Source organism: Pseudomonas fungipugnans (genome assembly GCF_029955235.1).
Lineage (GTDB): Bacteria > Pseudomonadota > Gammaproteobacteria > Pseudomonadales > Pseudomonadaceae > Aquipseudomonas > Aquipseudomonas fungipugnans.
In genome coordinates this window covers 17,240-34,275 of record NZ_JARBWL010000002.1, presented here as the reverse complement: position 1 = coordinate 34,275, position 17,036 = coordinate 17,240, and the positions used below count along the sequence as shown (strand labels likewise).

The following is a 17,036-nucleotide window of genomic DNA, read 5'->3' as shown; positions in this document are numbered from 1 at the left end:
ACACAGGGGTTAGGTGTGCAGCAGTTACAGCATCCGTTCCAGCCCCACCGTGGTGCTGAACCACGCGTTGATCCGCCGCCACCAGCTTCCCGGTTCCCGGGTCAGCGTATGCACCTGACCATTGTCCTCTGTCACCCAGACAATCTTCCCGCCCTCCAGTTTTGCCTGGTAACTCAATGCTGGCGCCATGCCCTGCAACGCCAGTTCGCGCAAGTGGGCGGCGAGTTCGGGACTGTCTACCAGCACGCCCACTTCGGTGTTCCACAGTACCGAACGCGGGTCGAAATTGAACGAGCCGATAAACGACTTCTGCTGATCGAAAATCATCGCCTTGCTGTGCAGGCTGGAGTCGGACCCCTGATAGGCCGAGCGCCGGAACAGATGTGGGCCGCTGCCGCCGCCTTCACCGGGCTGGCGCCGCATCTCGTACAATTTCACCCCGTGTTCCAGCAGTGCCTTGCGATACGGCGCATAACCGCCATGCACCGCCGGTACATCGGTAGCTTCCAGTGAGTTGGTCAGCAAACTCACCGACACACCGGCATCGGCTCGACCCGTGAGATACACCAGCCCCGGCTGGCCGGGTACGAAGTACGCCGAGATCATGATCAGCTCCTTGCTGACCCCGCGCAGCTCGGGCGCCAGTTGTGTGGTCAGCAGCAGTTGCGGATCGGGCTCATCCTTGGCCAGCACCTTGCTCGGCGCATCCCACAAGGCCTGATTCCAGGCCCAGATCAGCTCCTGACGCCAGATGTCCATGCGTGGGTGTTGGGTGTATGTCATCAATTGCTGATACAGCGCATGGTTCTGCTTGCGGGATTCCTCCAGCGATTCTTCCAGCCGCGTGCGGGTGTTTTGCAGGTCTTTGGCCGTCGGCTGGCTGTAGAGGAATTCGCCGATCGGCTTGCTCAGGGCACTGTTCCAGTACTGATCGAAACTGTGTCCCAGCTGTTCGGCCACCGGCCCGACGCTGAGCATGTCGATGTCGGTGAAATTCAGGTTGGGCTCGGCATCGAAATACTCGTCGCCCAGATTGCGCCCTCCGACGATGGCCACGCTGTTGTCCGCCAGCCACAACTTGTTGTGCATGCGCCGGTGTTGCTGCGACAGGTTGAACAGCCGGCCCATGTTCCGTGTGACGCCGGTGCTGCGGCCCAGGTGCAGCGGGTTGAACAGGCGGATCTGGATCTGCGGGTGGGCCGCCAGCGTCGCGATGATCTGGTCCAGGCCGTCGCTGGTGGTGTCATCGAGCAGGATGCGCACGCGCACGCCGCGATCCGCCGCTTTGAGCAACTCCTCTGCAAGCATTCGGGTGCTGATGCCGTCGTGGACGATGTAGTACTGCAAGTCGAGGCTGGTCCGGGCGTTGCGGATCAGCTCGGCCCGGGCCATGAACGCCTCGGTGCTGTTGGACAGCAGGCGGAAGCCCGAGCGGCCCTGATACGGCGCGGCCTGAGCCTGGATCGAACGGCCGAACGCCGAACTTGCCGCCGGCAGTGCCTGGCTCGGCTCGCGTGGCACATCGAAGCTGGCACAGCCACCCAGGAGCGAGGCGAGTAGCAGAAGCGCGAGCAGGGGCTGTCTGACGCTCAAGTGTGATCGTTCCGGGTGGCGGCAATTGTCGGCATATGGGCGATGGTTTCCGGATGAAGGTCAGTCGCTGGCGCAGTGGTTTTCAGCCAGCAGTTTGGTTGCCATCGCGCCGACCTTGCGTACCGCTTCTTCGATCTGCGCGGTTGGCTTGGCAGCGTAGTTCATGCGCAGGCAATTACGGTATTTGCCCGACGCGGAAAAGATACTGCCCACGGCAATCTGTACACCTTGATCGTATAACGCACGATTAAGTTTCAACGTGTCGAAGCCCTCTGGCAGTTCAACCCAGAGCATGAAGCTGCCTTGCGGCCGACTGGCGCGGGTGCCGGCGGGGAAATAACGGTTGATCCAGTCGATCATCACGTCGCGATTACGCTGGTATTGAGTGCGCATCCGCCGCAAATGTGGCTCGAAGTGGCCGGCCTTGAGGAATTCGGCAATGGCGATCTGCGGTTGCGGTGCGGTCGAGCCGGTGCTGATGTATTTCATGTGCAGCACGCGCTCCAGATACCGTCCCGGCGCCACCCAGCCGATACGCAGCCCCGGTGCGAGGGTCTTGGAAAACGAACTGCACAACAGTACGCGACCGTCTTCGTCGAAGGATTTGATCGTGCGTGGGCGCGGGTAGGTGTAGGCCAGTTCGCCATACACATCGTCCTCGATGATCGCCACGTCAAAGCGTTGGGCCAGGGTCAACAGCGCCCGCTTGCGCGACTCCGGCATGATGTAGCCCAGCGGGTTGTTGCAGTTGGGGGTCAACTGTATGGCCTTGATCGGCCACTGCTCCAATGCCAGTTCCAGCGCATCGAGGCTGATGCCGGTGATTGGATCGGTGGGGATTTCCAGGGCTTTCATGCCCAGGCCCTTGAGCGTTTGCATGGCGCCGTGGAAGCTCGGCGAATCCACTGCCACGATGTCACCTGGCATACAGACGGCGCGGATGCTGGTGGACAGCGCCTCATGGCAACCGGTGGTGACGATGAGGTCGTTGGACCCCAATTGGCAGCCGGAATCGAGCATCAGCCGGGCGATCTGCTCGCGCAGTTCGAGGGTGCCGTAAATATTGTCGTAATACAGACCGGGCATGTCCTGCCGCCGGCTGATCTGCGCCAGGCCGCGCAGCAGCGGTTTCATGGTCGGTGTGGTGATGTCCGGCATGCCGCGACCCAGTTGCACGACGTCTTTGCGGGGCACCGCGCGAATCAGCTCCAGCACCTGATCCCACTGGGAAATATCCACTGGCCGCTGGGCCGGGCGGCCGACGGCGGGCAATTCGGGCAGTTCCCGGCTCGATGGGACGAAGTAGCCGGACTTGGGTTTGGGCGTTGCCAGCCCGCCGTCCTCCAAGACTCGATAGGCCTGTTGCACCGTGCTCAGGCTGACCCCGTGCTCGACGCTCAAGGCCCGCACCGACGGCAGTCGGTCACCGGGGCGATAAAAGCCCTGTTCAATGCGCGTGCCGAGCAATTCGGCGAGATTCACGTAAAGGGTCATGGTACTGCCTCGGTGCAAGTGATTCGGTTAACCGGTACAGATGGGGCAAAAATACTGGATTCAGAGGTCAGAATGCTAAATCTGTATGGGGTTAATACAGATACTTTGGATCTGTAATGCTTTTTGCTGCCCGCGCATCATGGAATCTCTCGCTACCCAAGTAAACAGGAGCAATGAAAATGAACGGCTTGAGCGATGTGCGGCTGACGTTACACAGTCAGGAACTGACGGCGGGGCAGATCAACGGCCCGCGCGAAGTGATGCGCAACGCGCCGTCCTGCCTGGGCCGCTGGGGTCTGTTCTGGCATCGTCTGCAAACGCGCAGGGCGTTGCTGGCATTGACGCCGGAGCAACTTCGAGATGTCGGGTTGAGCCTTGAACAGGCGCAGGAGGAGGGGCTCAAGCCGTTTTGGCGTGGTTGAGTTTTGTGCTGGATGAACGGGCGCTTTCGCGAGCAGGCTCGCTCCCACATTGGATCTTCAGCGGACACAGAATGTGTGAACAACCGAGATCTCCTGTGGGAGCGAGCCTGCTCGCGAAGGCGCTCAAAAGAGCGCCACAGTTACCTCAGACCCACTCCTTCATCCGATGCCACAACATCCCCAACGCCAACAACGGCGAGCGCAAATGTTTACCACCCGCAAAGGTGATATGCGGCACCCGAGCAAACAGATCAAACCCGCCACTGTGCTGCCCACTGATCGCTTCGGCCAACAGCTTGCCCGCCAGATGCGTGGCATTCAGCCCATGACCTGAATACGCCTGGGCGTAATACACATTCGGCTGATCCTTGAGCCGGCCAATCTGTGGCAGGCGATTGGCACCGATGCCTATCATGCCGGCCCACTGATAGTCGATCCTGGTCGCCGCCAGCTGTGGGAACACTTCAAGCATCTTGGGTCGCATGTACGCGGCGATGTCTTTCGGGTCGCGACCGGAATAATGACAGGCGCCGCCAAACAGCAAGCGCCGATCCGCCGAGAGCCGGTAGTAGTCCAGCGCCACCCGTTGATCGCACACCGCCATGTTTTGCGGCAGTAACTCGTGGGCCTGTTCCTCGCTCAAGGGCTCGGTGGCGATGATGTAACTGCCGGCGGGCAGGACTTTTCCGCTGAGTTCGGGATTGAGGTTGTTGAGGTAGGCGTTGCAGCCCAGCACCAGGGTTTTGGCGCGGACCGAGCCCTGGGCGGTGTGTACCTTGACCTCGGTGCCATAGTCGATGCGAGTGACAGCCGATTGTTCGAACAGCTGCACGCCCAACTGCTGCGCGACTGCCGCCTCGCCCAAGGCCAGATTGAGCGGGTGCAAATGCCCCGAGCCCATGTCGATCAAGCCGCCCACGTAGCGTTCTGAACCCACCACGCTGTGCATCTCGTCGGCTTGCAGCAGACGGGTTTCATGGCGGTAACCGAGGCTGCGCAATTCTTCCGCGTCTTCGGCGAAGCCTTGCAGGTCCTTGGGTTTGTTGGCCAGGTCGCAGTAGCCCCAGGTCAGGTCGCAAGGGATCTGAAAACGCTCGATCCGCTGGCGGACGATGTCCACCGCTTCCAGGCCCATGAGTTTGATCTGGCGTACGCCGTCCGCACCGATGATGTTGGCAAACTGATCAAGACCATGGCCGACCCCACGAATCAATTGCCCGCCATTGCGTCCGCTGGCGCCCCAACCGATCTTGCGTGCTTCCAGCAGCACCACGCTGAGGCCACGCTCAGCCAGTTCGATGGCTGCGTTCAACCCGGAAAAGCCGCCGCCGACCACGCACACATCCGCGATCAACTCGCCCTGGAGCACCGGATGAGTGGGCTGCGGCAGGCTGCTGGCAGCGTAATAAGAGTCGGTGTGCCGGGCAGGGGCATTCATGCGTGTTTTCCTGATGCGTGTGTTTGGAAAATTTGACGGAGGATAAGCCGGACCTTCCGGCGTGGGCAACACTGGTCGGCTGCGGCTGTATGGATCGGGCCGTATGCCGCACAATTGCGCTCTATTCCGCTTTTGGTCACCGTTTCGATGAGCTGCAACAGCCAGAAAGTCCGCACGCTGCGTCAGCAGATCCCCTCGTTCGAGTGCGTGCCCGGCTGCCATGACTGCTGTGGGCCGGTGACCACCTCGCCCGAAGAAATGTCCCGCCTGCCGCGCAAGACCCGGGCCGAGCAGGATGCGGCAATGGATGAACTCAACTGCGTGCACCTGGGGCCGAACGGTTGCACGGTGTATGACGAGCGGCCGCTGATCTGCCGCTTGTTTGGTACGACCAAGACGCTGCCATGCCCCAATGGTCGCGGGCCGGTGGAGCTGATCCATCCGCGGGTGGAGAAGCAGATTCATGAGTACATGGCTTCTACCCGGCAGGTGTTGGTGTAGCGGTCATCTGGTTCTACCGAGTCGCCATCTTCGCGAGCAGGCTTGCTCGCGAAGATGGCCGCGCCGACGTCGCATCACTCAATCCGGAATCGGCAGACTCAAACTCTCTTTCACCTCTTCCATCACGATATAGCTCTTCGATTCCCGTACATGAGGCAGCTTGAGCAAGATATCGCCCAGCAGTTTGCGGTACGAAGCCATCTCGGAAATCCGCGCCTTCACCAGATAGTCGAAATCCCCTGACACCAAATGGCATTCCAGCACATGCGGCAGTTTCAGCACCGCGCGTCGGAACTCTTCGAAAGTGTCGCCGGATTTGTAGTCGAGGCTGATCTCGACGAATACCAGCAAGCTCCCCTTGAGATGCTGCGGATTCAGCCGGGCGTTGTAGCCCATGATGATCCCCTCGCGCTCCAGGCGCCGAACCCGCTCGGTGCAGGGGGTGGTCGACAGCCCGACCTTTTCCCCGAGTTCGGTGAAGGAGATGCGCCCGTCCGCTTGCAGGATCCGCAGGATGTTGCGGTCGATCTTGTCCAGCTCACGTTTGGTCTGAGTGTTGGTACGCATAGGGGATGCGCCTCCGTGAAAAGGGTTTTTGCCGAGAATTGTCGCCAAATATAGGCACTTATATAGTGAAAAGCACTGCCTAATCTTTCTTAAACTGCGCACATCTTTGGTCTGAACAACAAACGTCAGCGGCTCGCCGCGATGAGGGATAGAAAATGCGCGTCATGGTCTTGGGTAGCGGCGTCATCGGTACCGCCAGTGCTTACTATCTGGCGCGTGCCGGGTTTGAAGTGGTGGTCGTGGACCGTCAGCCGGCTGCTGCCATGGAGACCAGTTTCGCCAACGCCGGGCAGGTCTCGCCGGGCTATGCCTCGCCATGGGCCGCGCCGGGTGTGCCGCTCAAGGCCATCAAGTGGCTGTTGCAGCGCCACGCGCCATTGGCGATCAAGGCCACCGCCGACATCGACCAATACCTGTGGATGGCGCAGATGCTGCGCAACTGCACCGCCAGCCGTTATGCGGTGAACAAGGAGCGCATGGTGCGGCTGTCCGAGTACAGCCGTGACTGCCTTGACGAACTGCGCGCCGAAACCGGCATTGCCTACGAGGGCCGCAGCCTCGGCACGACCCAGCTGTTCCGCACTCAGGCACAGCTCGATGGCGCCGCCAAGGACATCGCCGTATTGAAAGAATCCGGTGTGCCATTCGAACTGCTCGACCGCGCCGGCATTGCTCGCGTTGAGCCGGCGCTGGCCAACGTCACTGATATTCTGGCCGGTGCCCTGCGCCTGCCGAACGACCAGACCGGCGACTGCCAGATCTTCACCACCCGCCTGGCCGAAATGGCCGTGAAGCTGGGTGTGGAATTCCGTTTCGGCCAGGACATTCAGCGCCTCGACTACGCCGGTGACCGCATCAACGGTGTCTGGATCGACGGCAAGCTGGAAACCGCCGACCGCTACGTGCTGGCTCTCGGCAGCTACTCGCCGCAACTGCTCAAGCCTCTGGGCATCAAGGCCCCGGTGTATCCACTCAAGGGTTATTCGCTGACGGTGCCGATCACCAACCCGGCGATGGCGCCGACTTCGACCATTCTCGACGAGACGTACAAGGTCGCGATCACCCGTTTCGATAACCGCATTCGCGTGGGCGGCATGGCGGAAATCGCCGGTTTTGACTTGTCGCTGAACCCGCGTCGGCGCGAAACCCTGGAGATGATCGTCAACGACCTTTATCCTCAGGGCGGCGATCTGGCCCAGGCGAGTTTCTGGACCGGTCTGCGTCCGACCACACCGGACGGCACGCCGATCGTGGGTGCAACGCCATTCAGCAACCTGTTCCTGAACACCGGTCACGGCACACTCGGCTGGACCATGGCCTGTGGTTCCGGGCGCTTGCTGGCTGACCTGATGGCGAAGAAAACCCCGCAGATCAGCGCCGAAGGCCTCGATATTTCCCGTTACGGCAACACACCTCAGGAGTCCGCAAAACATGGCAATCCAGCGCCAGCTCACCAATGAACGCATGAGTCAGATCGTCGCTCACAACGGCACCGTGTATCTGGCGGGGCAGGTCGGTGACGACATGAGCGCCGGGATTGAACAACAGACCCGCGAAACCCTCGCCAACATTGAGCGTTTGCTGGACCTGGCCGGCACTGACATCAGCCATATCCTGTCGGTCACGATCTACCTGAAAGACATCGATGCGCACTTCGAAGGCATGAACGCCGTGTGGGACAAATGGCTGCCAAAAGGCGTCGCGCCGGCCCGCGCGACGGTCGAATCGAAGCTGTGCGAACCGCAAATCCTGGTTGAGCTGTCGGTGGTTGCCGCACTGCCATAATTGTTTTTGTAACGATCCCTCTCCCGGTGCTGTTGGCGGTTCACGCCGTCAGTCAGCGCCGGTTTTTCTTCCTCCAATGACCGCCTAGAAGTCTGCCGCCATGCGTCCTGCCCGTGCCCTGATCGACCTTCAAGCCCTGCGTCACAATTACCGGATCGCTCGTGAAATCACCGGGGCAAAAGCCCTCGCCGTGATCAAGGCCGATGCCTATGGCCATGGCGCCGTGCGCTGTGCCCAGGCACTTGAGGCCGAGGCGGACGGGTTCGCCGTGGCCTGTATCGAAGAGGCGCTGGAGTTGCGGGCGGCGGGCATTCGGGCGCCGGTGCTGCTGCTGGAGGGCTTCTTCGAGGCCAGCGAATTGCCGCTGATCGTCGAGCATGATTTTTGGTGCGTCGTGCATTCGTTGTGGCAGTTGGAAGCCATCGAGAACGCAACATTGGGCAAGCCGATCACGGTGTGGCTCAAGCTGGACTCCGGCATGCACCGGGTTGGCCTGCACCCCAAGGATTATCAGGCTGGCTATCAACGCCTGCTGGCCAGCGGCAAGGTGGCAAAAATCGTCCTGATGAGCCACTTCGCCCGGGCCGATGAGCTGCACGAACAAAGCAGCACCGAGCAGGTTGCCGTGTTCGAGGCGGCGCGCCTGGGCTTGTCCGCCGAAGTCAGCCTGCGCAACTCGCCGGCCGTACTGGGCTGGCCGCAGATTCCAAGCGATTGGGTGCGTCCGGGCATCATGCTTTACGGCTCGACGCCCTTCGAAGAAACCAATGCTGTGGCCTCGCGCTTGCAGCCAGTGATGACCCTGGAATCCAAAGTTATTTGCGTGCGTGAGCTGCCGGCCGGTGAGCCAGTGGGTTATGGCGCGAATTTCGTCACGCAAAAGCCGATGCGCATTGGCGTGGTGGCCATGGGGTATGCCGATGGCTATCCGCGTCACGCGCCGACCGGTACGCCAGTGCTGGTAGCCGGGCAGCGTAGCCAATTGCTGGGCCGGGTATCGATGGACATGCTGTGCATCGACCTGACCGATGTACCGCAAGCCGGTCTCGGTTCGACGGTCGAGCTGTGGGGCCAAAACGTGCTGGCCAGTGACGTTGCCGCCGCCGCCGACACGATTCCTTACCAGATATTCTGCAACCTGCGCCGGGTGCCGCTGCTCTATTCCGGCGGTTAGCCACAAGCGGTCAGCACCGAAAGTCGACCCGCTGAACAGGATTCAGGTCCAAGTGTTGTAAATACTGAACGCTGTCGCCATGATAACGCTCAATATCCACACAACCTGAATTCCTGGAGGCTCCAGTATTGGACGTCGGTGAACGACTGCAATCGATCCGTAAGCTCAAAGGCCTTTCCCAGCGGGAGCTCGCCAAACGTGCGGGTGTCACCAACAGCACCATTTCGATGATCGAGAAGAACAGCGTCAGCCCCTCGATCAGTTCGCTGAGGAAAGTACTGGGCGGGATTCCCATGTCCATGGTCGAGTTCTTTTCCGAAGAAATCCTGCAGGAAAAACCGACTCAGATCGTCTACAAGGCCAACGAGCTGATCGATATTTCCGATGGTGCCGTGACCATGAAACTGGTCGGCCGGGCGCACCCGAGCCGCGCCATCGCGTTCCTCAATGAAATCTACCCGCCTGGTGCCGATACCGGTGAAGAGATGCTCACCCATGAGGGCGAGGAAACCGGCATCCTGGTGGAAGGACGACTGGAACTGGTGGTCGGGCTTGAAACTTTTGTGCTCGAAGCCGGCGACAGCTACTACTTTGAAAGTACCAAGCCGCACCGTTTCCGCAATCCGTTCGATGCCCCGGCGCGACTAATCAGCGCAGCCACGCCGGCGAATTTCTAGGGAAAGAGGCGTCCTGCCAGTATCGCGGAGGCACCCAGGCTGGTTTCCGCCGCGCAACAAGACCCCTTCGACTTTGGGGTTGTTTCGGTGCGGCGGGCTTACCGTTATACTTGCGCCCGCCTGCGAACCGTGGCGTGGGCGTGAATAGCCACCATTGAGGGTGAACGCGTGAACCTAATTATGAAAATGCTGGCTGCACCAGCAACCGTACTGGCCCTATGGGCTGCCAGCGCTCAAGCGACAACCACCGACGACATCGCCAAGCGCCTCGCGCCGGTCGGTCAGGTCTGTGTACAAGGTCAGGAATGCAAAGGGATGGAAGTCGCTGCTTCGGCAGGCGGCGGTGGCGGTGCCAAAACCCCTGATGAAGTGATTGCAAAACATTGCAACGCTTGCCATGGTACTGGCCTGTTGGGTGCGCCGAAAATTGGTGACACAGCTGCATGGAAAGACCGCGCCGATCACCAGGGTGGTTTGGACGGTCTGTTGGCCAAGGCGATTACCGGTTTGAACGCCATGCCGCCAAAAGGCACCTGCGCCGATTGCGCGGATGAAGAGCTCAAAGGCGCGATCCAGAAGATGTCCGGCCTGAAATAAGCCGCCATCTCCAGCAAAAAGCCGCTTGTTAGCGGCTTTTTTGTGCCTGCGATTCGCGACTGAGACTGTTCATTGCAGTAAAGACCCGGCAAGCTCGGTCCAACCCCAATTCATGGAACGGGCGGGAGCAATCAGATGGTGCAGTTGTGTTCTATCGAACAAGCGGTCGATGACGTCCTGGCGCAATTGCCGGCGCATATTCACCTGGGCATGCCGCTGGGCCTGGGCAAACCCAATCACTTCGCCAATGCGTTGTACCGCCGCATCGCGCAACTGCCCGAGCGGCAACTGACGATCTACACCGCGCTGTGCCTGGGCCGTCCGTCTCTGGGTGATGGCTTGCAAAAGCGTTTCCTGGAACCCTTTATCGAACGGGTTTTCGGTGATTACCCCGAGCTGGATTTCCTCGCGGATCTGCACAAGGACAGCCTGCCGAGCAATATCCACGTCCAGCAGTTCTTCATGCAACCCGGCAGCCTGTTGCACAGCGCTTCTGCCCAGCAGGATTACGTCAGCAGCAATTACAGCCACGCGGCGCGGGACATCAACGGTGCCGGTCTGAATCTGGTGGCGCAATTGGTGGCCAGCCACGAAGATCACCCGGACCGCCTGAGCCTGAGCTGCAACCCGGACATCACCCTCGACCTGTTTCCCATGATCGCCAAGCGCCGGGCGGCGGGGGCGACGATCCTGATCGTTGGCCAGGTGCACAATGACTTGCCTTACATGCCCGGTGACGCCGAAGTCGGCATCGACACCTTCGACCTGCTGATCGACGAGAAGGACAACACCACGCTGTTTTCCACGCCGAACATGCCGGTGGGATTTCAGGATCACTTCATTGGGTTGCACGCCAGCACGTTGGTGCGCGACGGCGGGACGTTGCAGATCGGCATCGGCTCCATGGGCGACGCCCTGACCGCTGCGTTGCTCGCCCGTCAGGCCGACAACAGTGGTTACAAGGCACTGCTGGCGGATGTGAATCTCAGCCAGTGGGCCCAGTTGATCGACCGTGAAGGCGGCACCGAGCCGTTCGCCCAAGGGCTTTACGGTTGCAGCGAAATGTTCGTCAACGGCCTGCTGGTACTGGCGGATGCCGGGATCGTGCGGCGCAAGGTCTATCCCGACGTCGCGACGCAAGAGCAGGCCAATGCCGGGACCCTCGACGAAGCGGCACAGACTGACGGTATCTCGGTGCACGGCGGCTTCTTCCTCGGGCCGCGCAGTTTCTATGAGCGTTTGCACGAGATTCCGAAACACAAGCGCTTCGAATTCAACATGACCCGCATCAGCTACATCAACGAGCTGTACGGTCAGGAAGAACTCAAGCGTTTGCAGCGTCTCGACGCGCGCTTCATCAACACCGTGTTTACCATGACCTTGATGGGCGCCGGCGTGGCCGATCAACTGGAAGACGGGCGGGTGCTCAGTGGTGTCGGCGGCCAATACAACTTTGTTGCCCAGGGCCATGCGCTGGAAGGCGCGCGCTCGATCCTGATCCTGCGTAGCTGGCGCGAGGCCGGTGGGGACGTCAGTTCGAACATCGTCTGGGAGTACGGCCACTGCACGATTCCGCGCCACCTGCGCGACATCGTGGTCACCGAGTACGGCATCGCCGACCTGCGGGGCAAAACCGACTCGGCGGTGATCGAGGCACTGCTGAACATCAGCGACTCGCGCTTCCAGCCGGGGTTGATCGAGCAGGCGCAGAAGGCCGACAAATTGCCGAAGAATTTCCGTCTTGATCCGCGGTTTGCCGACAACAGTCCACAGCGCTTGCAGGCGATACAGGCACGCCATCCGCAGTTGTTCCCGGAGTATCCGTTGGGCTGTGATTTCACCGAGGTGGAGCGTGATGTGCTGCGGGCGCTGAACTGGCTGAAGAGCAAGTTCAAACTGGCCGAGATTCTGGAACTGGGCAAAGCTGCGCTGGATGCGCCGGAGCCTTCGGCGTTTCCCGAGCATCTGGAGAGGATGCAACTGAGCAACCCTGAAGGGCTAAAAGAGGATTTGTTTCAACGCCTGCTGCTCACCGGTCTAAAGGCCACCGCGCAGTAACAACCATCACAAAACCCTGTGGGAGCGGGCTTGCCCGCGATGAGGCCATAACATGCAACATTGATGTTGGATGTTGCGCCGCCATCGCGGGCAAGCCCGGCTTCCACAGGTTCAGTGGTGCAACGGGTTATTCGATGAAGGTTACAACGCCATCCTTGAGCGATTGCACCCGCGCCAGCGATTCAACGCGATAACCCTGTGCATCCAGCTCCGCACGGCCACCCTGGAACGACTTCTCGATCACGATCCCCAGGCCGGCCACGGTAGCGCCGGCCTGTTTGATGATCGAGATCAGCGCCTGCGACGCCTTACCGTTGGCCAGGAAGTCGTCGATGATCAGCACGCGGTCGCTGCTGGTCAGGTGGCGCGGGGAAATCGCCACGGTGCTTTCGGTCTGCTTGGTGAACGAGTAAACGGTCGCCGACAGCAGGTTTTCGGTCAGGGTCAGGGACTGGTGCTTGCGAGCGAAGATCACCGGCACGCCGAGGTTCAGGCCGGTCATGATCGCCGGGGCAATGCCGGAGGCTTCGATGGTGACGATCTTGGTGATGCCCGAATCCTTGAACAGCGAGGCGAATTCGTCGCCGATCAGCTTCATCAGGGCCGGGTCGATCTGGTGGTTCAAAAAGGCGTCGACCTTCAGGACCTGGTCGGAAAGCACGATGCCTTCTTCGCGAATTTTCTTGTGCAGTGCTTCCATGAAGCTGTCCTCTTTCGGCGTCTTGTGCGCCTGAACGCTAAGTTAAAAGTGTTTGGATAAAAAGTGGCCGATTCTAGCGCTTTAACATCGCGCGTATATCCGCCAATGCAGTGTTGCCGCGCACCGCTTTGACTTCGGTCGGCGTGTCGTCAGTGCCTTCCCATGCCAGATCGTCCGGCGGCAGCTCATCGAGGAAGCGGCTGGGCGCGCAATCGATGATTTCGCCGTACTGTTTGCGCTTGGCGGCAAAGGTGAAGGCCAGGGTCTGGCGGGCGCGGGTAATGCCCACGTAGGCCAGCCGGCGCTCTTCTTCAATGGTGTCGGCTTCGATGCTGGAGCGGTGCGGCAGGATTTCCTCTTCCATGCCCATGATGAACACGTAGGGGAATTCCAGGCCCTTGGAGGCATGCAAGGTCATCATCTGCACGCCTTCGGCGCCGTCTTCCTCTTCCTGCTGACGTTCGAGCATGTCGCGCAAAACGAGTTTGCCGATGGCGTCCTCGACAGTCATCTCGCCTTCTTCGTCTTTTTCGAGGGTGTTTTTCAACGCCTCGATCAGGAACCACACGTTACCCATGCGGTAGTCGGCGGCCTTGTCGCTGGAGCTGTTGGTGCGCAGCCAGTTCTCGTAGTCGATGTCCATGACCATGCTGCGCAGGGCGCTGATCGGGTCTTCGCCGGCGCACTGCTCGCGGACCTTGTCCATGAAGCGCTTGAAGCGCGCCAGGCGATCGGTGAACCGCGCGTCCAGATGTTCGCCCAGGCCGATTTCGTCGGTGGCGGCGTACATCGAGATCTTGCGTTCGGTGGCGTAGTTGCCGAGCTTTTCCAGGGTGGTCGAGCCGATTTCCCGGCGCGGCACGTTGATCACCCGCAGGAAGGCGTTGTCGTCGTCCGGGTTCACGATCAGGCGGAAATAAGCCATCAGGTCTTTGACTTCCTGACGCCCGAAGAAGCTGTTGCCGCCGGACAGGCGATACGGAATCTGGTGGTGTTGCAGCTTCAGCTCGATCAGCTTGGCCTGGTAGTTGCCGCGATACAGAATGGCGAAATCACTGTAGGGCCGGTCGGTGCGCAGGTGCAGGGTGAGGATTTCCACGGCCACGCGTTCGGCTTCGGCGTCCTCGTTGCGGCAGCGGATCACGCGGATCTCGTCGCCGTGGCCCATCTCGCTCCACAGTTGTTTTTCAAACTCGTGGGGGTTGTTCGAGATCAGCACGTTGGCGCAGCGCAGGATGCGGCTGGTGGAGCGGTAATTCTGCTCCAGCATCACCACTTTCAGGGATGGGTAATCGTCCTTGAGCAGCATCAGGTTTTCCGGGCGGGCGCCGCGCCAGGCGTAGATCGACTGGTCGTCGTCACCCACGACGGTGAACTGGTTGCGCGTGCCGATCAGCAATTTCACCAGCAGATACTGGCTGGCGTTGGTGTCCTGGTATTCGTCCACCAGCAGGTAGCGGACTTTGTTCTGCCACTTTTCGAGGATGTCGGCGTGTTCCTGGAACAGTTTGACCGGCAGCAGGATCAGGTCGTCGAAGTCCACCGCGTTGAACGCCTTGAGCGTGCGCTGGTAGTGGGTGTAGACGATGGCGGCGGTCTGTTCCTTGGGGTTGCGCGCGTTTTCCAGGGCTTCGGGCGGCAGGATCAGGTCGTTTTTCCAGGCGCCGATCATGTTCTTGATCTCGTCGACGCCGTCGTCGCCCGAGTATTCCTTCTGCATGATGTCGGTCATCAGGGCTTTGACGTCGGTCTCGTCGAAAATCGAGAAGCCCGGTTTGTAGCCCAGCCGCACATGTTCCTTGCGGATGATGTTCAGGCCCAGGTTGTGGAAGGTGCAGACCGTCAGGCCGCGACCCTCGCCACCCTTGAGCAGCGTGCCGACCCGCTCCTTCATCTCGCGCGCGGCCTTGTTGGTGAAGGTCATGGCGACGATGTACTGGGCACGGATGCCGCAGTTCTGGATCAGGTGCGCGATTTTGCGCGTGATCACGCTGGTCTTGCCGGAGCCTGCACCGGCGAGCACCAAAAGAGGGCCGCCGACGTAGCTCACGGCTTCTTGCTGCCGGGGATTGAGTCGGGACATACGGAATCAGGGAGTCATTGACGAAATGGGCCGGCATTTTAACAGGCTCAGCGAATTGTGCTGCTTTGTCCGACTTGTGACGCAACACGCTATCTCTATTTGCCGGTTTTGCTACTTTCACGCAGGATGTGCGGCGAAATTGCGTCTAATGTTTGTTATTCCAGATACAAAGCCGCGCTTGATAACCGATGTCATTTGGTCATTGGTTGGCTGCGCGGCATAATGCCCGCCGCCTACATCATTGCAGAGTCTAGGGAGCTAGCTTGTCTACGCCTGTCGAACCCTTGCGTTTGCTGCTACTGGCCGAAGAGCCAGCGTGGACAGCGTTGTTGCGCGAGTGTCTGGCTCCGATGGGGAGCTCGGCAGTGCTGATCAGCGCGCCGAGTTGGGAGTCGGTCAGCAGTCTGTTCGATGACAACCGCAGTGCGGTGTTGTTGACGATCCCGGCACTCCAGCCGATGCCAGGCCGTTGCAGCCTGCCGACGGTGTTGCTGCTCGAACACGAACCGCCGTTGCCGCCCGACGGCGTCAGCGACTGGCTGGTGCGTGATGCGCTGGACAGCGGCATGTTGCGGCGCTGCCTGCGCCATGTGCGCGAGCGCGGCGTGCTGGAAAACACTTTGCAACGCCTGGCCGAGCAAGATCCGCTGACCGGCATTGCCAACCGCCAGGGCTTCCAGACCCTGCTGGCGGCGCGTCTGGCGGACAACGACGGTCGCGGCCTGGCCCTCGGGCACCTCGATCTCGACAACTTTCGACACGCCAACGATGCCCTCGGCCATCAGGCCGGCGACCGTTTGATCCTGCAAGTTGTCGCCCGGCTGAAAAGCCAGCTCGAAGCCGGCGATCAGCTGGCACGGCTGGGCAGCGATGAATTTGCCCTGCTGATCGACACCCGTCGCGCGCCACAACGCGCCGAATGGATGGCCGAACGTATTACCGAAGCCCTGTCCGAACCGTATTGGGTCGATGGCGAAAGCCTGTTGATCGGCTCCAGCCTGGGCATCGCCCACGCCCGGGCCCAGGCCGGTGCCGACCCGCTGATGTGGCACGCGCACATCGCCATGCAGCAAGCCAAAAGCACTCAGGGCTGCACCTTTCATATCTTCAACGAACGCATCAACCGCAACGCCCGCAGCATGGCGGATCTGGAAAGCGAACTGCGCCGGGCCTTGCGCCGCGATGAACTGGAGCTGCATTACCAGCCACGGCTGAACATGGACGACGGCCAGATCGTCGGCCTTGAAGCGCTGGTGCGCTGGCGTCATGCCGAGCGCGGCTTGCTGGCACCGAGCGAGTTTGTGCCGCTGGCCGAGCAGAGCGGGCTGATCGTGCCGCTGGGTTACTGGGTGATTTCCCGGGCCCTGCGCGACATGCAGGCGCTGCGTGAACGGGGTTTGCCGGCGTTGCACATGGCGATCAACCTGTCGTTCCGCCAGTTTCAGGACAGCCAGTTGTTGTCGACGCTCAGCCGCCTGATCGCCGAGCGTGGTGTAGAGGCGCAATGGCTGGAATTCGAACTGACTGAAACCGCCGTCATGCGCCGCAGCGATCTGGTCAAGCAGACGATGGACGCTCTTGGGCGCCTCGGCGTGCGCTTTTCCCTGGATGATTTTGGCACTGGTTTCTCCTCGTTCGTGCACCTCAACAGCCTGCCGATCACCTTGTTGAAGGTCGATAAAAGCTTTGTCGGCGGCATGGAAGAGCGCGAAGAGAACCGTAAACTGGTCCACGCCATGATCAACCTGGCGCATAACCTCAATCTTGAAGTGGTGGCTGAGGGCGTGGAAACGGTGGAGCAACTGGATCTGCTGCGCGGATTTGGTTGCGATCAGGTGCAGGGTTATCTGATCAGCAAGCCGTTGCCGTTGGCGGAGTTGGTTGAGTATTTGACCTTTGGCAGCAGCCAGCAGCCCGCCCTCGAAATCGTGAGTTAAACGCGAAATC

At 60.6% G+C, this 17,036-nt stretch carries 15 protein-coding genes; 9 read left to right on the top strand and 6 right to left on the bottom strand.

Features of this window, described 5'->3' with window-relative positions:
- Positions 1-24: 24 nt before the first annotated feature.
- Both POF45_RS15145 and POF45_RS15140 read right to left on the bottom strand, forming a co-directional pair.
- The gene (locus POF45_RS15145; RefSeq protein ID WP_259497550.1) at positions 25-1,593 is read right to left on the bottom strand and encodes a phospholipase D family protein; all 1,569 of its coding nucleotides are present in this window, start codon (positions 1,591-1,593) and stop codon (positions 25-27) included.
- 60 nt (positions 1,594-1,653) lie between these two features.
- Positions 1,654-3,087, bottom strand: a complete 1,434-nt coding sequence (locus POF45_RS15140) for an aminotransferase-like domain-containing protein (RefSeq protein ID WP_259497548.1) — start codon at positions 3,085-3,087, stop codon at positions 1,654-1,656.
- A gap of 179 nt (positions 3,088-3,266) precedes the next feature.
- On the opposite strand from POF45_RS15140, the gene POF45_RS15135 reads away from it, so the two are divergent.
- Positions 3,267-3,509 (top strand): DUF1127 domain-containing protein, encoded by a 243-nt coding sequence (locus tag POF45_RS15135; RefSeq protein ID WP_259497546.1) that lies wholly within the window; start codon positions 3,267-3,269, stop codon positions 3,507-3,509.
- 145 nt (positions 3,510-3,654) lie between these two features.
- Here the strand turns inward: POF45_RS15135 and POF45_RS15130 are convergent, their stop codons facing one another.
- Positions 3,655-4,947, bottom strand: a complete 1,293-nt coding sequence (locus POF45_RS15130; protein ID WP_282316054.1) for an NAD(P)/FAD-dependent oxidoreductase — start codon at positions 4,945-4,947, stop codon at positions 3,655-3,657.
- Between the two features lie 147 nt (positions 4,948-5,094).
- On the opposite strand from POF45_RS15130, the gene POF45_RS15125 reads away from it, so the two are divergent.
- Positions 5,095-5,448 carry a YkgJ family cysteine cluster protein gene (locus POF45_RS15125; RefSeq protein ID WP_150712920.1) on the top strand — a complete coding sequence of 118 codons (354 nt, stop codon included), beginning with the start codon at positions 5,095-5,097 and terminating at the stop codon, positions 5,446-5,448.
- Positions 5,449-5,526: 78 nt separating this feature from the next.
- On the opposite strand, the gene POF45_RS15120 is transcribed toward POF45_RS15125, so the two are convergent.
- Positions 5,527-6,015, bottom strand: a complete 489-nt coding sequence (locus POF45_RS15120; protein ID WP_003177284.1) for an Lrp/AsnC ligand binding domain-containing protein — start codon at positions 6,013-6,015, stop codon at positions 5,527-5,529.
- Positions 6,016-6,170: 155 nt separating this feature from the next.
- Here POF45_RS15120 and dadA point away from each other — a divergent pair, with 155 nt between their 5' ends.
- The 6 genes from dadA to POF45_RS15090 all read left to right on the top strand — a co-directional run bounded on the left by dadA (position 6,171) and on the right by POF45_RS15090 (position 12,306).
- Positions 6,171-7,475 (top strand): D-amino acid dehydrogenase, encoded by a 1,305-nt coding sequence (gene dadA / locus POF45_RS15115; RefSeq protein ID WP_259497540.1) that lies wholly within the window; start codon positions 6,171-6,173, stop codon positions 7,473-7,475.
- A complete protein-coding gene (locus POF45_RS15110) occupies positions 7,447-7,800 on the top strand; it encodes a RidA family protein (RefSeq protein ID WP_259497538.1) in 354 nt (117 codons plus the stop codon). The genes dadA and POF45_RS15110 overlap by 29 nt, the downstream gene beginning before the upstream one ends.
- 100 nt (positions 7,801-7,900) lie before the next feature.
- Positions 7,901-8,974, top strand: coding sequence for an alanine racemase (gene alr, locus POF45_RS15105; protein ID WP_259497536.1), 1,074 nt, complete (start codon positions 7,901-7,903; stop codon positions 8,972-8,974).
- A 128-nt stretch (positions 8,975-9,102) separates the two neighbouring features.
- A complete protein-coding gene (locus POF45_RS15100) occupies positions 9,103-9,651 on the top strand; it encodes a cupin domain-containing protein (RefSeq protein ID WP_007932420.1) in 549 nt (182 codons plus the stop codon).
- A 180-nt stretch (positions 9,652-9,831) separates the two neighbouring features.
- On the top strand, positions 9,832-10,248 hold the full coding sequence (locus POF45_RS15095) for a c-type cytochrome (protein WP_259503302.1): 417 nt from the start codon (positions 9,832-9,834) through the stop codon (positions 10,246-10,248).
- 135 nt (positions 10,249-10,383) lie between these two features.
- Positions 10,384-12,306 carry an acetyl-CoA hydrolase/transferase C-terminal domain-containing protein gene (locus POF45_RS15090; protein ID WP_282316053.1) on the top strand — a complete coding sequence of 641 codons (1,923 nt, stop codon included), beginning with the start codon at positions 10,384-10,386 and terminating at the stop codon, positions 12,304-12,306.
- A gap of 127 nt (positions 12,307-12,433) precedes the next feature.
- On the opposite strand, the gene POF45_RS15085 is transcribed toward POF45_RS15090, so the two are convergent.
- Entirely contained in the window at positions 12,434-13,006 is a 573-nt protein-coding gene (locus tag POF45_RS15085; RefSeq protein WP_018927509.1) for a xanthine phosphoribosyltransferase, read from the bottom strand.
- A 73-nt stretch (positions 13,007-13,079) separates the two neighbouring features.
- Positions 13,080-15,089 (bottom strand): DNA helicase Rep, encoded by a 2,010-nt coding sequence (gene rep, locus POF45_RS15080; RefSeq protein ID WP_259497532.1) that lies wholly within the window; start codon positions 15,087-15,089, stop codon positions 13,080-13,082.
- 263 nt (positions 15,090-15,352) lie between these two features.
- Here rep and POF45_RS15075 point away from each other — a divergent pair, with 263 nt between their 5' ends.
- Positions 15,353-17,026, top strand: a complete 1,674-nt coding sequence (locus tag POF45_RS15075; RefSeq protein ID WP_259497531.1) for a putative bifunctional diguanylate cyclase/phosphodiesterase — start codon at positions 15,353-15,355, stop codon at positions 17,024-17,026.
- Positions 17,027-17,036: the final 10 nt, after the last annotated feature.